Source organism: Streptomyces capitiformicae, from assembly GCF_002214185.1.
Taxonomy (GTDB): Bacteria; Actinomycetota; Actinomycetes; order Streptomycetales; family Streptomycetaceae; genus Streptomyces; species Streptomyces capitiformicae.
Map to the genome: position 1 here is coordinate 5,443,529 of NZ_CP022161.1, position 15,585 is coordinate 5,459,113.

Here is a 15,585-nt window from a genome sequence, read left to right on the forward strand (position 1 = left end):
CCAGGGCTGCCGCACGGAAGGACCCTCGAACCGGGCGGCAGCCGGCCACGGCCGGCTCAGCGAGTCGAGCGCGGCCGAGAGCCAGATCAGGAGCCGCGGCTGGCGTGACCTACCTGTTCCCGGTCCCGCCCCGGAGCGACGACAGGACCAGGCGCCCGTACCGAGTCGTCAAGGCTGCCGCCGTGGCGGCGACCGACAGGCCGAGGGCGATGAGGAGGTGTGCCACGGAGTGGTCGTCCAGGACCTGGAGGATGCCCAGGGAGGTGCCGAGTGGCAGGCCGAGAATGGTGAGGAGGCCCAGGGCGCCGCTGATCTGCTGGCTTTCCTGAGTCTGTACGAGCCTGCTGTAGTCGCCCGCTTCGGCGAGGATTTCGTCGAAGCGTGCGGGCAGCCGGTGCTGGTTCTGAAAGGCGAGCAGCAGGTCGTTCGCCGGGCCGTGGGCGGTCAGGTGCTGCCGCCAATACGTGCTGCGGAAGACGGCGATGCTCCTCTCCAGGGTGGCGACCCGCCGTGCGAGTTGTGAGGAGTCGAACACTCCGGAGAGTTCGTCGGTGAGTTCGTCGATGTGATCGCGTTGGAGGACGCCGAGGAGCAGGGCGTCCAGATAGACCGTACGGGAGTGGAGGGCGCCGAACTCGAAGAAGTCGCCCTGACCGGTGTCGGGCCGGTGGCCGAGAAAGGCGGCTCCTTGCCGAAGTACGAGGGCGCTCCAGTCGGCCGAAATGCGTACCGCGCCCTTGAGGAGTTCGTGGACGATTTCCGGCGGAAGCGGGTAGTCCTCCGGTGTGGAACGTGACGCCAGTTGCCACAGCCATCGGTCGGCGGCTGCGGGCAGTTCTCCGTCCGGGCCCGTACGCAGGGCGGGAGTGTGCTGTGCCGTCGGAGCGATGAACGCGATCGTGTACGGCCGGGCGATCGCGAACGGCGCACCGGAGACACGGACATCGGCGACATCCGCGAGAAGCCTGGCCGGGTCGAATGGCCCGCTCAGTGGCTCGTCAGCGGTGTGCGACCGCCGTCCGGCCAGTGCCCGGAGTACGGGCAGCAACGGTCGCTCCACACTGAAGTGCAGGACAACGAGCGCGTGTTCGGGGTTGCGAGCCGTCGCGGCATGCAGAAGTTCCAAGCCGAGCAGATGCAGTCCGTCGTGCTTGATGTCCGTGGGCAGATGCCAGCGGCGGGGCCGCCCAGGCGCCCCGTACAAGGCTCGGGCAGAGGCGGGGGCGAAGTACGTCGACCTGGTCTCGACATCGGTACGGCGACTGCCCAACTCGAAGGGGAAGGGGCCTTCGGCCCAGTCGGGGACACGCGTGAGCCGTACGGGCAGCACGACGGTCAGCTCCTGGCGCGCGCCGGTGACACTGTCCAGGAGCGGAACACCGGCGGTCACCGGTAGTACTCGGCAGGATCGGGCTGGGCGAGACGGATCACGAACTCGGCCCGGTCGGGACTCTCGGAACTGACATGAAACCGCACGTGTTCCTCCGCTCGGATGGTCCGGAAGCCCTCGGTCACGATCTGCCGGTAGTCGAAGCTGTAGTACCGCTCGTCCTCGTCGTCCCGAATGATGCAGGAGCTGCGCAGTGCCTCAGTGATCCGGCCGGACGTCCAGGGAATGCAGTCCGCCCCGTAGACCCAGTGCTCGTCCTCGTCGTACTCGGCCGCCAACTCCTCGTCATGCCCTTGCACGTCGCGCTGCTGCTCCACGGTCCCTCTCGCGTCCCTCGACTGTGGCCGGTTGTGCCGCCCGCCCGGGGCCGCAAAGGACATGCGCAGGCTATCGCGGGCGTCCGTACGACAACAGGGCATCATGGGCCGGGGGTTGGGACTTGATCGAGTTGTCTTCCGCCTGATCGGACGCGTCGGACCATTCCCGATCCAGGCCGCGAGACGCGCGGGCGGCTCGTGGTCTTCGACCTCGACACCGGGCGCCATCAGGCGCCGGGGCCGTCGCCGATCCGGAGTTCGTCCCTCCTTCCTGGGCCGCCGTAAGAGGTCGCGGCGGCGCCGACCCGCCAAGTACGCCGCGAGCTCCCGTCCCGGGCAAGATCGACCGGATACCGTCTGTACCGGGTGATCGACATCCTGCTACTTTCCCGCCTGCGGACCAGGGAGAAGAGGATTCGGGTCACGGGGTGACGGACAACGAAGGCGAGCCGCTCCGGCTGTACAGAAAAGCTCTGAGGTACGCGGAATCGGACCCCGAGGTCTTCCTCGGCACAGCGAGGAGAGCAGCGGAGTCGATCCTCTTGGACATTGCACTTCGCGAGGCCGTCGGCTCCAAGCCGACGCTTGAGTCCCTTCTGACGGTGCTGACGGCCAAGGGTCTGGTACCTCCCAAGGTCGTTCTGGCTGTGCGCACGATCCAGAACTACGGCAACTACGGCAGTCACGCTCAGGACTCCTCGGCCGAGGAGATCTCCGCCGAAGATGTCCGACCGTGCCTCGACGCCCTGACACAGCTGGCCGTCTGGTACGGACAGACCAGCAGGTCCCTCGCGGAGGAGGCGGCCAGGCACAGGCTCTCGGATCGCCGACTCGGTACCGGAACAACTCGTCTCGCCGACTCGACCCTGATTGTGGTCAAGGCAGTGCTGTTGGGGTGCGGGCTTGAGAAGGCGCTGGCTCAGCGCAATCATCGTGTGCTGCCGGTCCAGCTCCCCTGGTCGGACAACCTCGTACGGGACGTGTCCACCAGGCTGCTCGACGCGGCGGTCTACAACGAGCAGCGCTCGCTCCGTCTGCTCGAATCGGACCAGGAGATCCGCGACCGGGTGGTGACAGTGGGACGGGTCGGCTACTCGATGGGCGGCCGCAACTTCTATCTCCTCGCAGCCTGCGACGGACGCTGGGGCGGAGTGACGGCCGAGGAGTTCCTGGAGAGGCCCGCCGGCGCTCAGATCGCGGTGCCCAAGCACAGCGACATGTTCGACAACCTGCTCTCGGCGTTGTCGACGGATGAGGCCGGCCTGGCCGACATGGGGGTGAGGATCCTCGACGTGCCTCATCATCTCGGCCTGGAACTGTTCCACTTGAACCGCGACGTTCTGGCGGTGGGCGGGCAGAATCTACGCATGCACGCGCACGACGACGACGCGTACTTCGAGCTGCTCAACTCCGAGATGCTGCCCGCCCGTACCCAGATGCGGTTGCGTTCCGCGGCTGCCAATGTGCTCATCGCGAACCGGACGTGGCTGGAAGAGCTGGATCTGCGCCCCGGGGAGCTGTATAGGCAACTGATGCGGTCCTTTCACGAGGTCGGTTCGGACGACGAGAGCTACGAGCGACTGGTCCGCGACCTGGTTGCGCACGCCTCGTTCCCCCCGGAGAGCCCACCCGAAAGCCGCGAACGGCTGGTACGGCATGTGTTGTTCGAGAGTTATCGCTGGGGTTGGCCGTCATGACCGCCATGAGACGTGTACTGGTCGTCGGAGGGACGAACTTCGACATCATCGCCCAGTCGGACCGGCTCCCTGCCGAGCACGAGAAGCTGCGCGGCAACGCGTGCACCACGCTGCCGGGGGGTGCTGCGGCGAACACCGCCGTGGGGCTGGTGCATCAGGGATGCTCGGTCCGGCTGGTGTCCGCCGTCGGTGACGACACCGCAGGCGCGATGTGTCTGGAGGTGCTGCGGGCGCGCGGCGTCGACACCACGCTGGTACGGGTGGAGGCGGGAGCCCGGACGAGCATGGCAGTCGTGATCGCGTCGACCAACAGCAAGAGAATGCTGACGTTCGCGGGCGCGGATCGTGACCTTGCCTTCAGCGCCGTCACGGAAGAGGACGTCCGTGGCTCGGATCACGTACATGTAGTCGGCGAACCCACTCCGGCGCTCAAACGCGTCGTCGGTCTCGCACAACAGGTCGGGTGCAGCGTCTCCGTCGAGTGGAACGGCAGAGACATGAGCGCATTGGCTCCGAAGAGGTCACTCAACTTCATGAACGCCGATGAAGCTGCCCGCCTTCCACTGGCTCACAGCACCGACATAGCCTCCACCGCACGGCGCTGCGCCGAGCTGGTTTCGGGGGACGTGATAGTGACCTTGGGAGCCGAGGGCGCCCTGTGGGCCACTGCAGACGGAGAACTGCTCCACGAACCGACCGTTCCGGTGGAACCGGTGGACAGGACGGGGGGCGGCGACGCGTTCGACGCCGGAGTCATCGCGGGCCGGCTCAACGGGGAGCCACCCGCGGTCTGTTTGCGACGAGGTCTCGACGCGGCACTTCATGTGATCACGAAAGTAGGAGCTCACCCGTGACGAGATGGCTTGGTGTTGCACTGCTTCCGCGTGCGGATCATCTGCGTGCGGCCGTACGACTGCAGAAGGACGTCGGCGGTGACGTGGCCCTGGAGCCGCCACTGCATTCGGACGGCAACCTGCCCCATGTCACCGTTTTTCAAGGCCCGTTCACCGACTCACTCGTCGCGGCCGAGGCTCTGGAGCGCATAGGAACATCGGCAGCGGACGCCGGCCTGTGCGGCGAAGTCGCCCTGTGCAGCGCAGGAGTGGTGTACCAGCCCACCGGCTGGCTGTTCCTCGCCCTCGAACGGCCGCCGCTGCTCCAGGACTTGCAGAAGGCCGCACTCGCCACGTTGGCACCTCACCTCGACCGCGCGGCCTTCGACGGAACCAAGGATCTCGCCCGTTTCACGGACGACGAGCGTGCCAGTTACAAGAAATACGGTTACCGCTACACGGGAGACGCCTACGCGCCGCACATGACGTTGGGTCGGGCTCCGGAGGATGTCGCCCTGGACTTGGTCCGCACCGCATCACAGCGGGTCGTCCTGCCAAAGGAGTGGGTCTTCGACCGGCTCAGCGTCTACGTCATGGGTCAGCACGGCGCCCACGCGGAGACGTTGTTCGAAAGGCCACTGGTCGCGAGGTGACCGAGGTGCCTGAGCCCCACGGGCGGCAGGGACGGCCCGCACTGCACGAGCTGCTCGCGGTCGCCGAGGAGGCCGTCGACGAGGCGGTCGGCTGGTTGTCGTCCGCCGGGGCGGAATGGTCCGCGACGCGCTTCAAAGCCTCCGGTGAGGAGGTGACGGACGCCGACGTCGAGGTGGAGGCACGGGTGACGCGGGTACTGGAGGCGCGTACACCGGAGATCCCCGTCGTCGGCGAGGAGTCGGCGGCCGCGCCCGACGCCCCGCTGCCGTCGCGCTGCTGGTTGCTGGACCCGATCGACGGCACGATGAACTTCACACGCGGTGCACCGATGTACGCCGTCTCCCTGGCCTACGCGGAGAACGGTGTCCCGTTGCTGGGGCTGGTGCACGCCCCGTCCCTGGGCCGACGGTGGTCGACCGGCCCGGCTGCCACCGGCTCGATGGCGGAGGCCGCTGTGGCATGCCAGCTGCGGCGCGCGGTCGTCGGCGTCTCGGGCACCGGCTCGGGCAGCGCACACACCCGACGGTTCCTCAATCGCCTCCAGAACGAGGCGTACCGGCTCCGGATGCAGGGCTCCATGGCCCTGGATCTGGTGGGCGTCGCAGAAGGCTGGCTCGACGCCTGCGTATGCATCGCTCCCAAACCCTGGGACGTCGCGGCAGGGGTGGCCCTCTGCCGCGAACGGGGATACGCGGTCCTTGGGGCAGAGGGGCGAGCGTTCTCCTTCGACTCACCAGTACTTGTGGCGGGTGGTGCAGCGCGTGCGCTCGCCGACCTGTGGGAAGGGTCTTGACGAGCCGGGGCCGCGCCATCGGATGTTGTTCCGCGGAGTGCAACACGGTTGCGTCAGCCGTCAGGCCCGGGCGTCAATGTCTCCGTCCTTGACCATCTTGAGGTCCAGATGCAGCCCGTCGTACTTGATGTCCGTGGGCAGATGCCAGCGGCGGGGCCGCCCAGGAGCCCCGTACAGGGCTCGGGCGGAGGCGGGGGCGATTCCGGGACGACCGGTTACCAGGACGTTCGCGCTGCTTCGTGCGAGGCGCGCCAGGAGTGCCGCCGCGTCCCCGGACGACACCACCTGCGACTCGCCGGTGCGCTCGTCGGTGGCCAGTGTCACCGCGGTCACAACAGCCCGCGGCTCGGCCGGTCCGTCGCCGGAGGTGAGACGGGCAAGGTGGCTGTCGAGGTCGATGATGGTGTCGAGGAACCCGTCGTAACGCACGATTCGGAAGTCCTCGCCCAGCAGCTGATGGAGAGGGCCGGAAGCGGCTCCGTCAGCACGGCTGTCGCTGTCGCCGTCGTCGTCCAGGACGACGAACCGGGTGAGTTTGGGCAGGCGGGTACGCAACAGCTCGCCTCCGTCGGAGGCGAGGACCGTACTCAGGTCGTCGGCGTCCTGCGAAAGCATCAGCTCCACGTATTCGAGGTGCACTCCCGACTCGCGGCAGAACAACTGGCACACGGTGTCCCGGCTGAGAACGAACCGCTTGGCCTGCCGGTAGCCGAGCGTGAGATACAGCCCGGCAAGGAACTCGCAGCGCTGCGCCACCTCGGGAGCCATGTCCGGCTCACCGCCGTTTGCCTCGTGTGGCGGTCAGTCCCACGATCGATCGATCACGAACCAAGGAAGATCGAACTTAAGGCCCTCTCGGAACCACCCGCCCGAAGGGTACCAAACCAGGGATAAGGCCTCATAAAACCCTAAGAACGGCCGTAGCTGAGGCTTGACCTGGACGGAAGAAGGCGGTCGGGGGCGAGAGGACGTCACGTCCGCAACCTGAAAGGTTCCAGGTTCCGCAGCAGCGCACGTCTGGCTAGCGTGACGGCGGGCTGGCGCAGAGGACCGGCCGAAGCCATCGAGAACTTGGGGAATAAGGATGCGGATGAAGCAGCGGGGGACGGCGCTGGCGGTGACGGGGCTCACGGTAGCGGCGGTCATGATGGGTGCGGCGGCGCCGGCGCAGGCGGCGGCGCCGAAGCGGAACGACAGTAAGACGGAGGCCGTGCTCCTGGTGCACGGCATCGACTGGATCGGCGAGGCCTCGTTCGACTGCGAGAGTGGTTGGAAGAACCTCAAGAGCGAGTTCAAGGAGCACTTCTGGAAGGGCAGTGTCCGGAGCGTCGCGTTCTACAAGAAGGACAAGAACTGCGACCTCCGCATCGCCTCGGCCGGTGCCAATGACGGCATAGACAAGCTCGGCAAGGCCCTCGCCAACAAGATCTACTCGGAGTACACCTCCAAGGGGAAGTCCGTCGACCTCGTCGGGCACTCCATGGGAGGGCTCGTCATCCGGGACGCGTTGTCGGGCGTCGCGAAGAAGCGGCCCGGCTACCCGAGCAAGCTGTACGTCGAGGACGCCGTGACGCTGGGGACCCCGCACAACGGCACGTGGTCGTCCCAGTGCATCTACACGGCATGCGCACAGATGAAGAAGGGCTCCACCTATATCGCGAACCTCAAGAAGAACCCGCAGTCCGCTCAGGGCACGGACTGGACGGCCATCGCCAGCGACGCCGACGAGGCGGTCGGGGAGGACACCGCGACCGGCGGGGACGTGCGCCACTGGGTCCGCTACAAGAACATCCCGGGGAAGAAGGACCACTCCCTGCTCCGGACCACCCGCAACAAGACCCTCACGCTGAAGTGGCGCAACCTGCCCAAGGCCGCGACCGGTTGGCGCAGCGGCGACGCCCCGCTCGACATGACCCGCACGGCTCTCTACTGGCACTCCAAGTGGTGACCCGTCACCCAGGCTGAACCTCTGCCAGGCCCACCTCTGCCGGCGCCGCCGGGCCCCCGTCCCGGCGGCGCCGTGCGGACGCGGAGGGCGCGGGCCAGGGTCGCGCGGTGGCCCGTCGACCGGAGGATCCGCACTGCCTCGTCCGCGAGCCGCGGCGGGCCTCTGCCATCACGTGAAGAGAAGGGTCGGCTCAGCGAGAATGTCACGCCCCAGTTCGCTCTTGTAGATCAGATCGATGCTGCCGAAGCGAGCGTGGGCGTAGTCCAGGCCCAGGGCTGCCACCGCGTCCCGCACTGCCGCCTCGGAAGAGCTCTCGATCTCCAAGAAGGTGTCCAGCTCCGGCCAGGTGTCGAAGTCGTAGGTGACGCCGTCCAGCCGCCACTCTTCGCGATAGTTCTGCTGATAGCGGACCTGCCGCAGACCGAGCGCCGCGAGCAGCTCCGCGGTCTTGGCCAGGTCGTCGACCTCGACCTCGATCTCGGTGGTCCCGTTGATGTGTGTGGCGTCGGTGACCTGTTTCAAGGTGAGCGTGGTCTTGCCGCCCTCGTCCCGCAGCCGCAGCCACTGTTCGCCCTGCACGGAGTCGTTCTCGAAGATCAGGCGGGTGAACATGGTCTTGGGGAAGACCTGTTCGGCCCCGGCGGTACGCAACGCGCCGACAGTGGCCTGCACGTCGATCTCCAGGAACTTCGCCTCGTACTCGTTCTGCGCCACGGTTCTCCCTCACAAGTGACAGCTTCTACTTCTACGCGTCAGGTCGTGGAACTCCTGCTCGCGAATCTTGGTTATCTCGCTGCACACGGCACTGTCGAGGAACTGGTCCAAGGGCAGACACAGGTCCATGCGCTGAATGCAGACACCCAGGTGGAAGGTCCCCTTGGGGTCGCGGTAGAGACGGACCCCGTAGTAGCCCTCGTGGCAGTCGGTCGGGTTGTTGAAGCGGCAACTCGCGCAGGTCTCTGGCAGGCGCACCTGCCGAATGTGCTTGGCCTTGATCAATCGTCCGCTGGGCAGCCGGTACGAGACCCGGAACCCTGACGCTCCGGCGATGAGGTGGATCTCCTGTGGCTCTGCTCGGAGTTCGGAGAGCAGTTGGTCGATGGCGTCCAGAGACATGTCGCCGTCTGCCAGCGAGGACAGAACCCGTAACGAGACATGTGGGGTGTACCGGTCGAGGAGACGGTGCACACGCTCCATGTGACTGTGGCCGGGGACAACCACATTGGCACGCACATCGATTCCCTCTTCGGCCGCCACCTCGATCGACCGTTCCAGGGCTTCGATCTTGCGTGTCGCCAGGGAGGCGGACCTGTACCGGACGTTCTGCACCTGTGCCAGTTCCTCCGGCGAGCTACCGAAGATCGAAAAGTTGACGCGGTCCAACCCGGCCTTCGCGCACTCAGGAAGGATCCTGGCGCCGTTCTCGCCGTTGGAGGTGACTCCCACGCTATATCCCTCCTCCCTGGCCAGGGCGACGATCGCGGGAAGTTTGGGATGCAGGGTGGGTTCGCCCCCTGTGAGGTGAACCTCCTCGAACCCCAGAGCGTCACGCAGTTCCCGCAACGCGGTTCGGAACATCCCATCGGGGAAGACGGGCGCTGCCGCGAAGCGTGCTCCGTTGGTCGCGAGGTAGATGGAGACACGTCCAGAACGGCCGACAGCGCCGAATTCACCTGCGGACTGGGCGTGGTTGTCGGCGGCTACCGGCGTGCCCTCGTTATGGCAGAAGACGCAGGTCATCCCACAGGCGTCGATGACCTTCACCCGCAGGGTGCGGTCCACGGTGACCCGGATGGGAACGACGTCTCTGATGCCGTTCAGGGTGCGATGCTCGAACACGACGTGCAGCTCCTTCGTCGGAGACATGGCTGTTGGAGCGCCCCCTGCCAAGGCTCGGGGCAGTACGCCAGGGGCGGGCAGCACATTCGTCTGTCGTGGCGTGCTGGAACGGTGGCACGCTATTCCTGGCTTCCTCATGCTCAGGCCGAACGAGTGGCCCTGGGCAGTTCCGCGGCGCCATCGACAGACTGGGGATCCGGCGCGGTGCCGGCGCACCTCGGGACCTGAGGCGGCCTGGCGACCCCAACGACCGTACGAAGAGCCGGAGTATCGCCTCAACGAAATTGCGGAGAATTGCGGAACATCAACCGAGGGCGCTGATAGCTGAGTTGATCAAGGCGCGGGCGGCTATGCCGTGGACGGCCATCTTTGTCAGCTCCCCGAACGCCTTGCGGTAGTCGGCAAGTTCGCGCGGCTGTACGACGTTGACTTCGGCGGTGAGGGTCTCCACGACGCTGCGCGTGCCGTCATGGAGGTAGAACGCCTCCAGTGGCCACATGGTCCTTCGAGTTGTAAAGGGGATGACGCCGAGGGAGACGGAGGGGAGCGGCATCACGGTCAGCAGATGCCTCAGTTGTCCGGCCATCGTCTCGGCGTCGCCGACGCGGTAGCGCAGGACGCTCTCCTCCATGATCACGATGAACCGGTGTCCACCCTCGTACAGGAACCGGCTCCGGGCGACGCGGGCGGCGACGGCTTCGGAGACGTCGTTGGGGGTGCCCTGGAAGTCGGTGATGGCCTCTATGAGGGCCGTGGCGTAGGCGGGGGTCTGGAAGAAGCCGGGCACGACGTTGGAGACGTAGGCGCGAGTGACGCCGGTCTGCGCGTAGAGGTCGTAGAAGTCCTCTTGGGTCTTGCGCATGCCGTTGCGGTGGCTCCTGCGCCACTCCACGTACATCGAGTCGACGGCGCGGGCTGTGGCGATCAGGTCGTCGGCCTGGTCGGCCGCGTCACAGGCAGCGCACCAGGCGCGGATGTCCACGTCTGTGGGCTGCACTTCGGCCTTTTGGATGCGGGTGGTTTTCGCCGGGTGCCAGCCGCACCGGGCGGACAGTTCCTTCCCGGTGAGGCCGGCGTCCTTGCGGAGGTGCGTCAGGCGTACGGCGAGCGCTTCACGGGCCGCCTGAGCGCTGGACGAAGGGGAGGTGGGCATAAGGGCGGGGCCGGGGGTCAGACGGTGTACTTCTCGTGGTCGACGGCACGCTCCCACACGGCCTCGAACGCGTCGGAGCACAGCTTGACCACGGCGGGGTCCTCGCTGAATTCCTTGGGCGGAACCGCCCAATCACCGTCCCCGGTGAAGATGTTGAACTGCACCAGGCGGTCGTCGAACAGCCAGAAGTCGGCTCCCGGTAGGGCGATGTCCACGGCCCGCCGACGGGGCAGCCAGCGCACCAGCTCACCTGCCTCGACGTTCAGCGGGGTGGCGGCGTGTTCCCACCGGGTGTAGTCCGTCACAGGCTCGGAAACGATCCTGGCTCGACGCATCACCACGCCACGGCCAACGGCCTCCCGCACCATGCACAGCCACTCGGGCCACCACCGCGCCGTCGGGTCGAGATCGATGTGGCCGGTGCGCTTGAACTGCTCGAATTCCTCGGCCTCATCACCGACGCCGTACGCGTCACGCATCTCCAGATGCACCGCACTGCGGCGCGTACCGGCCAGCAGCTCAGCGAAGCTCAGCACGCCGCTCTGCGACATTGCATGCCTCCCTCAGAATCGGCACCATGCGGGCCGGGATGCGGATCACTGTCTCGTGGGCGGGGATTCCCACCGCATGCCCGGCGACCCACTACGTACCGCTGACCAGTGCCTCCAGCGCTTCCTCGGCCTTGACGCCCTGGAGGACCAGGTCAGCCGTCTCCTCCTCCACCCACACCGTCGGCGAACCCTCGCCCCCGGTGTTCGGGTCGATCCCAATCAACTGTAGGTCCACGATTCCCTCCCGGATCAAGACGGTTGCGCACACTTGCGTGTGACGCTTCCGAAGGGGGCGAAGGCCGTCAAGAGTACGGGGCAAGTTCGGGCGATGATGGCTTGAACCCACCGGTTCTCAACCGCAGAAGCTACGGGAGCCCGGGAAACCGCACGATGCCTATCGGCGCTGTCGGTGCCTCAGCCCAGGGGTGCACCGCGACGGGACGTGGCGACGAGCCCGACACGGCCAATACACGGTCGCATTCCCACCTGGGACCGGGCCCTCCATACCGGCCGGTCCCGGGTGTGGCCGGTGGTTACCGCCAGTTCCTCGGGGATGGTCACCTCCCCCCCCGCACCAGTGCTACGGTCGCGCGCAACGCGCCCTAAGGCAGCGAACGATGATCTGGGCGCTCGCCGGTGGGCGCCTCAGAGTTTGGCTGCCTGCAGTGCCGCTATGAAATCAGCCCACGCTTTGTGACTGAGGGACAAGCAGGGACTGAACCGGTCCTTGCTGTCCCGTACGACTGTGCTGTCCTGCACGAAAGCGGCCTCGACGCACTCGGTGGTGTTACCGCCGCTGTGCGACGACTTGAACCAGGCGGGCTCGGGGCCAAGCTGGAGATCGGCGGGCATTCAAAGCTCCTTGCGGGCGTCGTGGATCATGGCGGAGGAGGCCTCCATGTCCAACGCTTGTGCGCGGAGATACTCGAACGCAAGCCTGTACTTCTCCAGTTCGTCTTCTTGCTCCAGGAAGAGTGCGCCGGTGTGGAAGTCGACGTACACGACGTCGAGAGCTGGTTCCAGGCCGCCGATGATGACGAAGCTGCCCAGTGCCGCGGCATGCGCGCCCTTGGAGAACGGCAGTATCTGGAGTGTGATGTGAGGAGACTCGTTGGCTTCGAGTAGCCGGTCGAGTTGATCCTTCATCGTCTGCGGTGACCCTACGACCCGGCGGATCACGGACTCGTCGAGGATCGCCCACAGGCGCGGCGGCTTCGGCCGCGCCAGGATCTCCTGCCTCTTCATGCGGATGTCTACCAGCCGCTCGATCTCGGTCGGCTCCAGAGGCACGTCGTTGGCCCTCTGGAGCGCGGTGCTGTACGCCCGGGTCTGCAGGAGTCCGGGGACGTAGACGCAGCAGAAGTGGCTCTCGTGAACGGCTTCGTCCTCAAGAGTGAGCAGCAGGTTCATGCTCTCGGGGATGGAGTCCGCGAAGGAACTCCACCAGCCTTGTTCCTTGGCGTTCTTGGCGAGGTTGACGACTGCTCGCCGCTCGGCGTCAGTTGCCCCGTACTCGCGGCACAGTGCGTCGATCACCAGCCACTTGACCGGTCCGGCCTGAGTCTCGTACCGGCTGACCGTCGCCTTGGACACGCCCACCAGCCGTCCGGCTTCCTCAAGAGTCAGCCCTTTCTGGGCACGCAACTTCCGCATCATCGCACCCAGTTGGCGACGGCGCGTGGTGGTCCGTACGGACATGGGGCTCCTCCGCGTGACCGCCGGGCGATGGCTCGGCGGTCCTTCAGGCTAGGGAGCGTGGGAGCGGGTCGACTACCAGATTCACCCGATGGGTTCTCGTGAGAAGTTACACAGCGAGACTTCTCTGTGCCATGCTCACTCGTGGATCGCTACGCAATGCAGTCGTATGGATACGGCAGGCGCAGGCATGCGTGGCATGGGAGGGAGGAGTAGCCATGCCTGGCTACGACATCACCGAGCCCCAACTTCGCTGTGTCCTGCCCTTCGCGGCGGCGCCGGCGGAGGTACGTCTGCTCCGCAGAGCCGCCGCTGCGCAGTTGGCGCAGTGGGGATTGCCGGCAGCTGCTGATGAGGCCGAGTTGGTCGTGACCGAACTCGCGACGAACGTCGTCAGGCACGTTGGCGAAGGGGCTTCGGCAACTTTGGTTCTTGAGCGGAGAGGTGAGCGGCTGCGCGTTGAGGTGCACGACAAGAGTCGTACGGTGCCGACTCTCAGGTCGGCGGGCTGTGACGAGGAATTTGGACGCGGCCTGCACCTCCTCACCTCTCTGGCGGTGGACTGGGGGACGGTTCTCACGGCGATGGGCAAGGCGGTCTGGTGCGAGGTCGAGGTCGACAAGGTGCAGGCGTGCCGACGGGTCGAGAGGGCTGTTGAGGTCCTGGAGACCTATCAGGGTGTCGATGGCTCTGCAGCCACTCTGGGGCGCCGTTGGGAGGTCGTGCTGGAGGAGTCGGCGGTCGAGCTGATCGCTGACCTGCTCCACTGGACGGCCGCGCGCGGCTTGGACCCGGATGACATCCTCGACCGAGCGCAGATGCATTACGAGGCGGAGGCGGCCTGACCTCTTCGCGGTCTGGGCGGTGTTGTTCATCCACGGGTGGGGTCGCCGTGCGGCCGGCCAAGCCGGCGGCTACCTCACCGCGGCCCGCAGTATCGCGCCGGCATCGCCACTAGCACCTTGTTCGTGAAGCTCCAGGGCTACCCGCATGACGTCCTGATCCTCTTGGTCCCGGCCATAGATATGGATCAAGTTGTCGGCGAGGCGGTTCTGGCGCTGCTGCCGGAGCGTAAGCAGCACCACCGCGGTCTCGGCGGGACTGAGGACTTCCGTGGTCTGGCGCAACAGGGTGAGCGCTGCGTCCTGACTTCCGCTCCTGCCCAGCTCTTCCGCCTGCGCCGCCACTTGGCGTGCCGCCATCACATCTTTCCGGCTCCGCCGCCGGTCCCCCCTTCGGCGGGGGACCGGCGGCGGAGCCGGATTGGCCTGAGCTGCCAGACGCGCTTGCAGGCCGGCTTTGTCTGCAGTCAGTTCCGTAACCTCTGCCCGCAGCATCGAGGTTTCGCGTTTCAGTGCGGCCAGTTCCGCGGTTCGCTCGCTCAGGTTGGCGCACCGGTCACAGCGCCGTTCGTCCACAGCTGTGGCACGCAACTTCATGAGGCCGTCGAGGCTGATGCTGATCGCCTTGTTGTCGCCAGCGTCTGAGCAGGCTTCCTTGTAGAGGGTCTCGATGAACTCTGGCGGGGGGATTCTCTCGCCGCTCAGGAATCGCGACAACGAAGTTGGATTGCTGTACAGGCGTTTTGCGGCTTCTGCTTGAGTAAGTTCCTTATTTCCCGGTTCCGCTGAAATTTCAGATTTCAGTTGGCGGCACAGGTCACCGAGGGCCACTGCGAGTGCCCGTCTACCAGGGGAAACGTCGTTGCCGAACCTCTTCTCTATCCAGCCGCGCCCGACCGTACTGCCCCCGCCTGACGCCATGTGACCCGGCCTTCCCGTTGCCGTTCCCTGGGTTCCAAGTCCCAGCCCTGTGCCCGCAATTGTGCATGACACGTCAAGGCGGTCGGTGTGCTTGCTCTTTTGCGAGCAAGTGTTTTGTGGCTGGACTTTCATTCGGTTCGTAGTGCGAAACTGGATGAGCCGCCCGGGAAGCGGGGGACGCGAGACTGCGTGAGCGCTGCCGGTTGCTTTGTGGTGGAAGCGGCATGTTCGTACACGACTTGACCGGAGGTGCTCATGGCATTGCCGTCCTATCAGGACGTGAAGGGGGGCAAGTCACAGGTTGCGCTGTGGCTGATCGCGGAGGTGGGGGAGGGGAACATCTTCACCAAGGTGCAGTTGCGTGAGGCCTTCCCTGACGCCGCGCAGATCGACAGGCGGTTGCGGGAACTTCGGGATCACGGCTGGAGGTTCGACACGAGCCGTGAAGACCCCTCGCTGCGCCAGCAGGAGCAGCGGTTCGTGACTAGGGGTGCCGACGTCTGGATCCCGGGCAAGTCGAAGGCGCCGAAGCACAAGAACAGCCTCACCGCCACGCAGCGCGCGAGTGTCATGCACGATGACAACAACCTGTGCCGGTCCTGCGGCATTGGAGCCGGCGAGGCGTACGAGGACAGCGGCGGCATCGAGCTTGCGAAGCTGAACGTGTCCCGCCGCAAGGTGCTGCACAGCGATGGGACCGAGGAGTACCAGCTCATCACCGAGTGCAAGAGGTGCGGAGTTGGTGGGGGCCCTGACCGTGAGGTTGACCTCGGGATGCTGCTGGACCTCGTAGAGGACCTTGCTCCGATGGAGCAGGCGCTCTTCGCCAAGTGGATGGCGGCTGACCAGCGCACGTTCAGCCCGATCGAGAAGGTCTGGGGCATCTACCGGACCCTGCCCCAGGAGTCGCGTACCGCGGTGGCCCAGGCCATCGACGAGATGCTCGGCTGAT

17 protein-coding genes and 1 pseudogene are annotated in these 15,585 nt (G+C 66.2%); 7 read left to right on the forward strand and 11 right to left on the reverse strand.

Annotated features, from left to right (window positions below; all coding sequences use genetic code 11):
- Positions 1 to 109: 109 nt before the first annotated feature.
- Both CES90_RS24290 and CES90_RS49855 read right to left on the reverse strand, forming a co-directional pair.
- Entirely contained in the window at positions 110 to 1,390 is a 1,281-nt protein-coding gene (locus tag CES90_RS24290) for a hypothetical protein (RefSeq protein WP_189784087.1), read from the reverse strand.
- The gene (locus CES90_RS49855) at positions 1,387 to 1,707 is read right to left on the reverse strand and encodes a hypothetical protein (protein ID WP_229913937.1); all 321 of its coding nucleotides are present in this window, start codon (positions 1,705 to 1,707) and stop codon (positions 1,387 to 1,389) included. Before CES90_RS49855 ends, CES90_RS24290 begins: the two co-directional genes overlap by 4 nt.
- 428 nt (positions 1,708 to 2,135) lie before the next feature.
- Here CES90_RS49855 and CES90_RS24300 point away from each other — a divergent pair, with 428 nt between their 5' ends.
- Genes CES90_RS24300 through CES90_RS24315 form a run of 4 tightly spaced genes read left to right on the forward strand, consistent with a single transcriptional unit; the run spans position 2,136 to position 5,684 of the window.
- Positions 2,136 to 3,404 carry a DUF4145 domain-containing protein gene (locus CES90_RS24300; RefSeq protein WP_189784086.1) on the forward strand — a complete coding sequence of 423 codons (1,269 nt, stop codon included), beginning with the start codon at positions 2,136 to 2,138 and terminating at the stop codon, positions 3,402 to 3,404.
- A 5-nt stretch (positions 3,405 to 3,409) separates the two neighbouring features.
- On the forward strand, positions 3,410 to 4,258 hold the full coding sequence (locus tag CES90_RS24305; protein WP_229913936.1) for a carbohydrate kinase family protein: 849 nt from the start codon (positions 3,410 to 3,412) through the stop codon (positions 4,256 to 4,258).
- Complete coding sequence (locus CES90_RS24310; protein WP_189784084.1) at positions 4,255 to 4,890, forward strand: 2'-5' RNA ligase family protein; 636 nt, start codon at positions 4,255 to 4,257, stop codon at positions 4,888 to 4,890. Before CES90_RS24305 ends, CES90_RS24310 begins: the two co-directional genes overlap by 4 nt.
- Before the next feature lie 5 nt (positions 4,891 to 4,895).
- Positions 4,896 to 5,684: an inositol monophosphatase family protein gene (locus CES90_RS24315; protein WP_229913935.1), complete on the forward strand. Its 789-nt coding sequence runs from the start codon at positions 4,896 to 4,898 to the stop codon at positions 5,682 to 5,684.
- Positions 5,685 to 5,744: 60 nt separating this feature from the next.
- On the opposite strand, the gene CES90_RS24320 is transcribed toward CES90_RS24315, so the two are convergent.
- A complete protein-coding gene (locus tag CES90_RS24320; protein WP_229913934.1) occupies positions 5,745 to 6,452 on the reverse strand; it encodes a hypothetical protein in 708 nt (235 codons plus the stop codon).
- A gap of 322 nt (positions 6,453 to 6,774) precedes the next feature.
- Here CES90_RS24320 and CES90_RS24325 point away from each other — a divergent pair, with 322 nt between their 5' ends.
- Positions 6,775 to 7,632, forward strand: a complete 858-nt coding sequence (locus tag CES90_RS24325) for an esterase/lipase family protein (RefSeq protein ID WP_189784083.1) — start codon at positions 6,775 to 6,777, stop codon at positions 7,630 to 7,632.
- 168 nt (positions 7,633 to 7,800) lie between these two features.
- On the opposite strand, the gene CES90_RS24330 is transcribed toward CES90_RS24325, so the two are convergent.
- From CES90_RS24330 to CES90_RS24360, 7 genes and pseudogenes are all read right to left on the reverse strand, one after another.
- Positions 7,801 to 8,346: a class IV adenylate cyclase gene (locus CES90_RS24330; protein ID WP_189784082.1), complete on the reverse strand. Its 546-nt coding sequence runs from the start codon at positions 8,344 to 8,346 to the stop codon at positions 7,801 to 7,803.
- A gap of 9 nt (positions 8,347 to 8,355) precedes the next feature.
- Positions 8,356 to 9,471, reverse strand: a complete 1,116-nt coding sequence (locus tag CES90_RS24335; RefSeq protein ID WP_229913933.1) for a radical SAM protein — start codon at positions 9,469 to 9,471, stop codon at positions 8,356 to 8,358.
- 304 nt (positions 9,472 to 9,775) lie between these two features.
- Positions 9,776 to 10,624, reverse strand: a complete 849-nt coding sequence (locus CES90_RS24340) for a DUF5753 domain-containing protein (protein ID WP_189784080.1) — start codon at positions 10,622 to 10,624, stop codon at positions 9,776 to 9,778.
- 17 nt (positions 10,625 to 10,641) lie between these two features.
- The gene (locus CES90_RS24345; protein WP_189784079.1) at positions 10,642 to 11,175 is read right to left on the reverse strand and encodes a DUF6879 family protein; all 534 of its coding nucleotides are present in this window, start codon (positions 11,173 to 11,175) and stop codon (positions 10,642 to 10,644) included.
- Positions 11,144 to 11,410 (reverse strand): annotated as a pseudogene (locus CES90_RS24350) (hypothetical protein). The gene CES90_RS24345 and the pseudogene CES90_RS24350 overlap by 32 nt, the downstream one beginning before the upstream one ends.
- Positions 11,411 to 11,820: 410 nt before the next feature.
- Positions 11,821 to 12,027 (reverse strand): DUF397 domain-containing protein, encoded by a 207-nt coding sequence (locus tag CES90_RS24355; RefSeq protein WP_189784078.1) that lies wholly within the window; start codon positions 12,025 to 12,027, stop codon positions 11,821 to 11,823.
- Positions 12,028 to 12,873, reverse strand: a complete 846-nt coding sequence (locus CES90_RS24360) for a helix-turn-helix domain-containing protein (protein WP_189784077.1) — start codon at positions 12,871 to 12,873, stop codon at positions 12,028 to 12,030.
- Between the two features lie 215 nt (positions 12,874 to 13,088).
- On the opposite strand from CES90_RS24360, the gene CES90_RS24365 reads away from it, so the two are divergent.
- Positions 13,089 to 13,715, forward strand: a complete 627-nt coding sequence (locus CES90_RS24365; RefSeq protein WP_189784076.1) for an ATP-binding protein — start codon at positions 13,089 to 13,091, stop codon at positions 13,713 to 13,715.
- A 69-nt stretch (positions 13,716 to 13,784) separates the two neighbouring features.
- On the opposite strand, the gene CES90_RS24370 is transcribed toward CES90_RS24365, so the two are convergent.
- Complete coding sequence (locus CES90_RS24370) at positions 13,785 to 14,543, reverse strand: hypothetical protein (RefSeq protein WP_189784075.1); 759 nt, start codon at positions 14,541 to 14,543, stop codon at positions 13,785 to 13,787.
- Between the two features lie 345 nt (positions 14,544 to 14,888).
- Between CES90_RS24370 and CES90_RS24375 the strand changes: the two genes are divergently transcribed.
- Positions 14,889 to 15,584, forward strand: coding sequence for a hypothetical protein (locus tag CES90_RS24375; RefSeq protein ID WP_189784074.1), 696 nt, complete (start codon positions 14,889 to 14,891; stop codon positions 15,582 to 15,584).
- Position 15,585: the final 1 nt, after the last annotated feature.

Coding starts and splice junctions, on each gene's coding strand:
- CES90_RS24305 (WP_229913936.1), top strand. CDS start 3,410: ATGAGACGTGTACTGGTCGTCGGAGGGACGAACTTCGACATCATCGCC.
- CES90_RS24320 (WP_229913934.1), bottom strand. CDS start 6,452: ATGGCTCCCGAGGTGGCGCAGCGCTGCGAGTTCCTTGCCGGGCTGTAT.
- CES90_RS24325 (WP_189784083.1), top strand. CDS start 6,775: ATGAAGCAGCGGGGGACGGCGCTGGCGGTGACGGGGCTCACGGTAGCG.
- CES90_RS24340 (WP_189784080.1), bottom strand. CDS start 10,624: ATGCCCACCTCCCCTTCGTCCAGCGCTCAGGCGGCCCGTGAAGCGCTC.
- CES90_RS24345 (WP_189784079.1), bottom strand. CDS start 11,175: ATGTCGCAGAGCGGCGTGCTGAGCTTCGCTGAGCTGCTGGCCGGTACG.
- CES90_RS24355 (WP_189784078.1), bottom strand. CDS start 12,027: ATGCCCGCCGATCTCCAGCTTGGCCCCGAGCCCGCCTGGTTCAAGTCG.
- CES90_RS24360 (WP_189784077.1), bottom strand. CDS start 12,873: ATGTCCGTACGGACCACCACGCGCCGTCGCCAACTGGGTGCGATGATG.
- CES90_RS24365 (WP_189784076.1), top strand. CDS start 13,089: ATGCCTGGCTACGACATCACCGAGCCCCAACTTCGCTGTGTCCTGCCC.
- CES90_RS24375 (WP_189784074.1), top strand. CDS start 14,889: ATGGCATTGCCGTCCTATCAGGACGTGAAGGGGGGCAAGTCACAGGTT.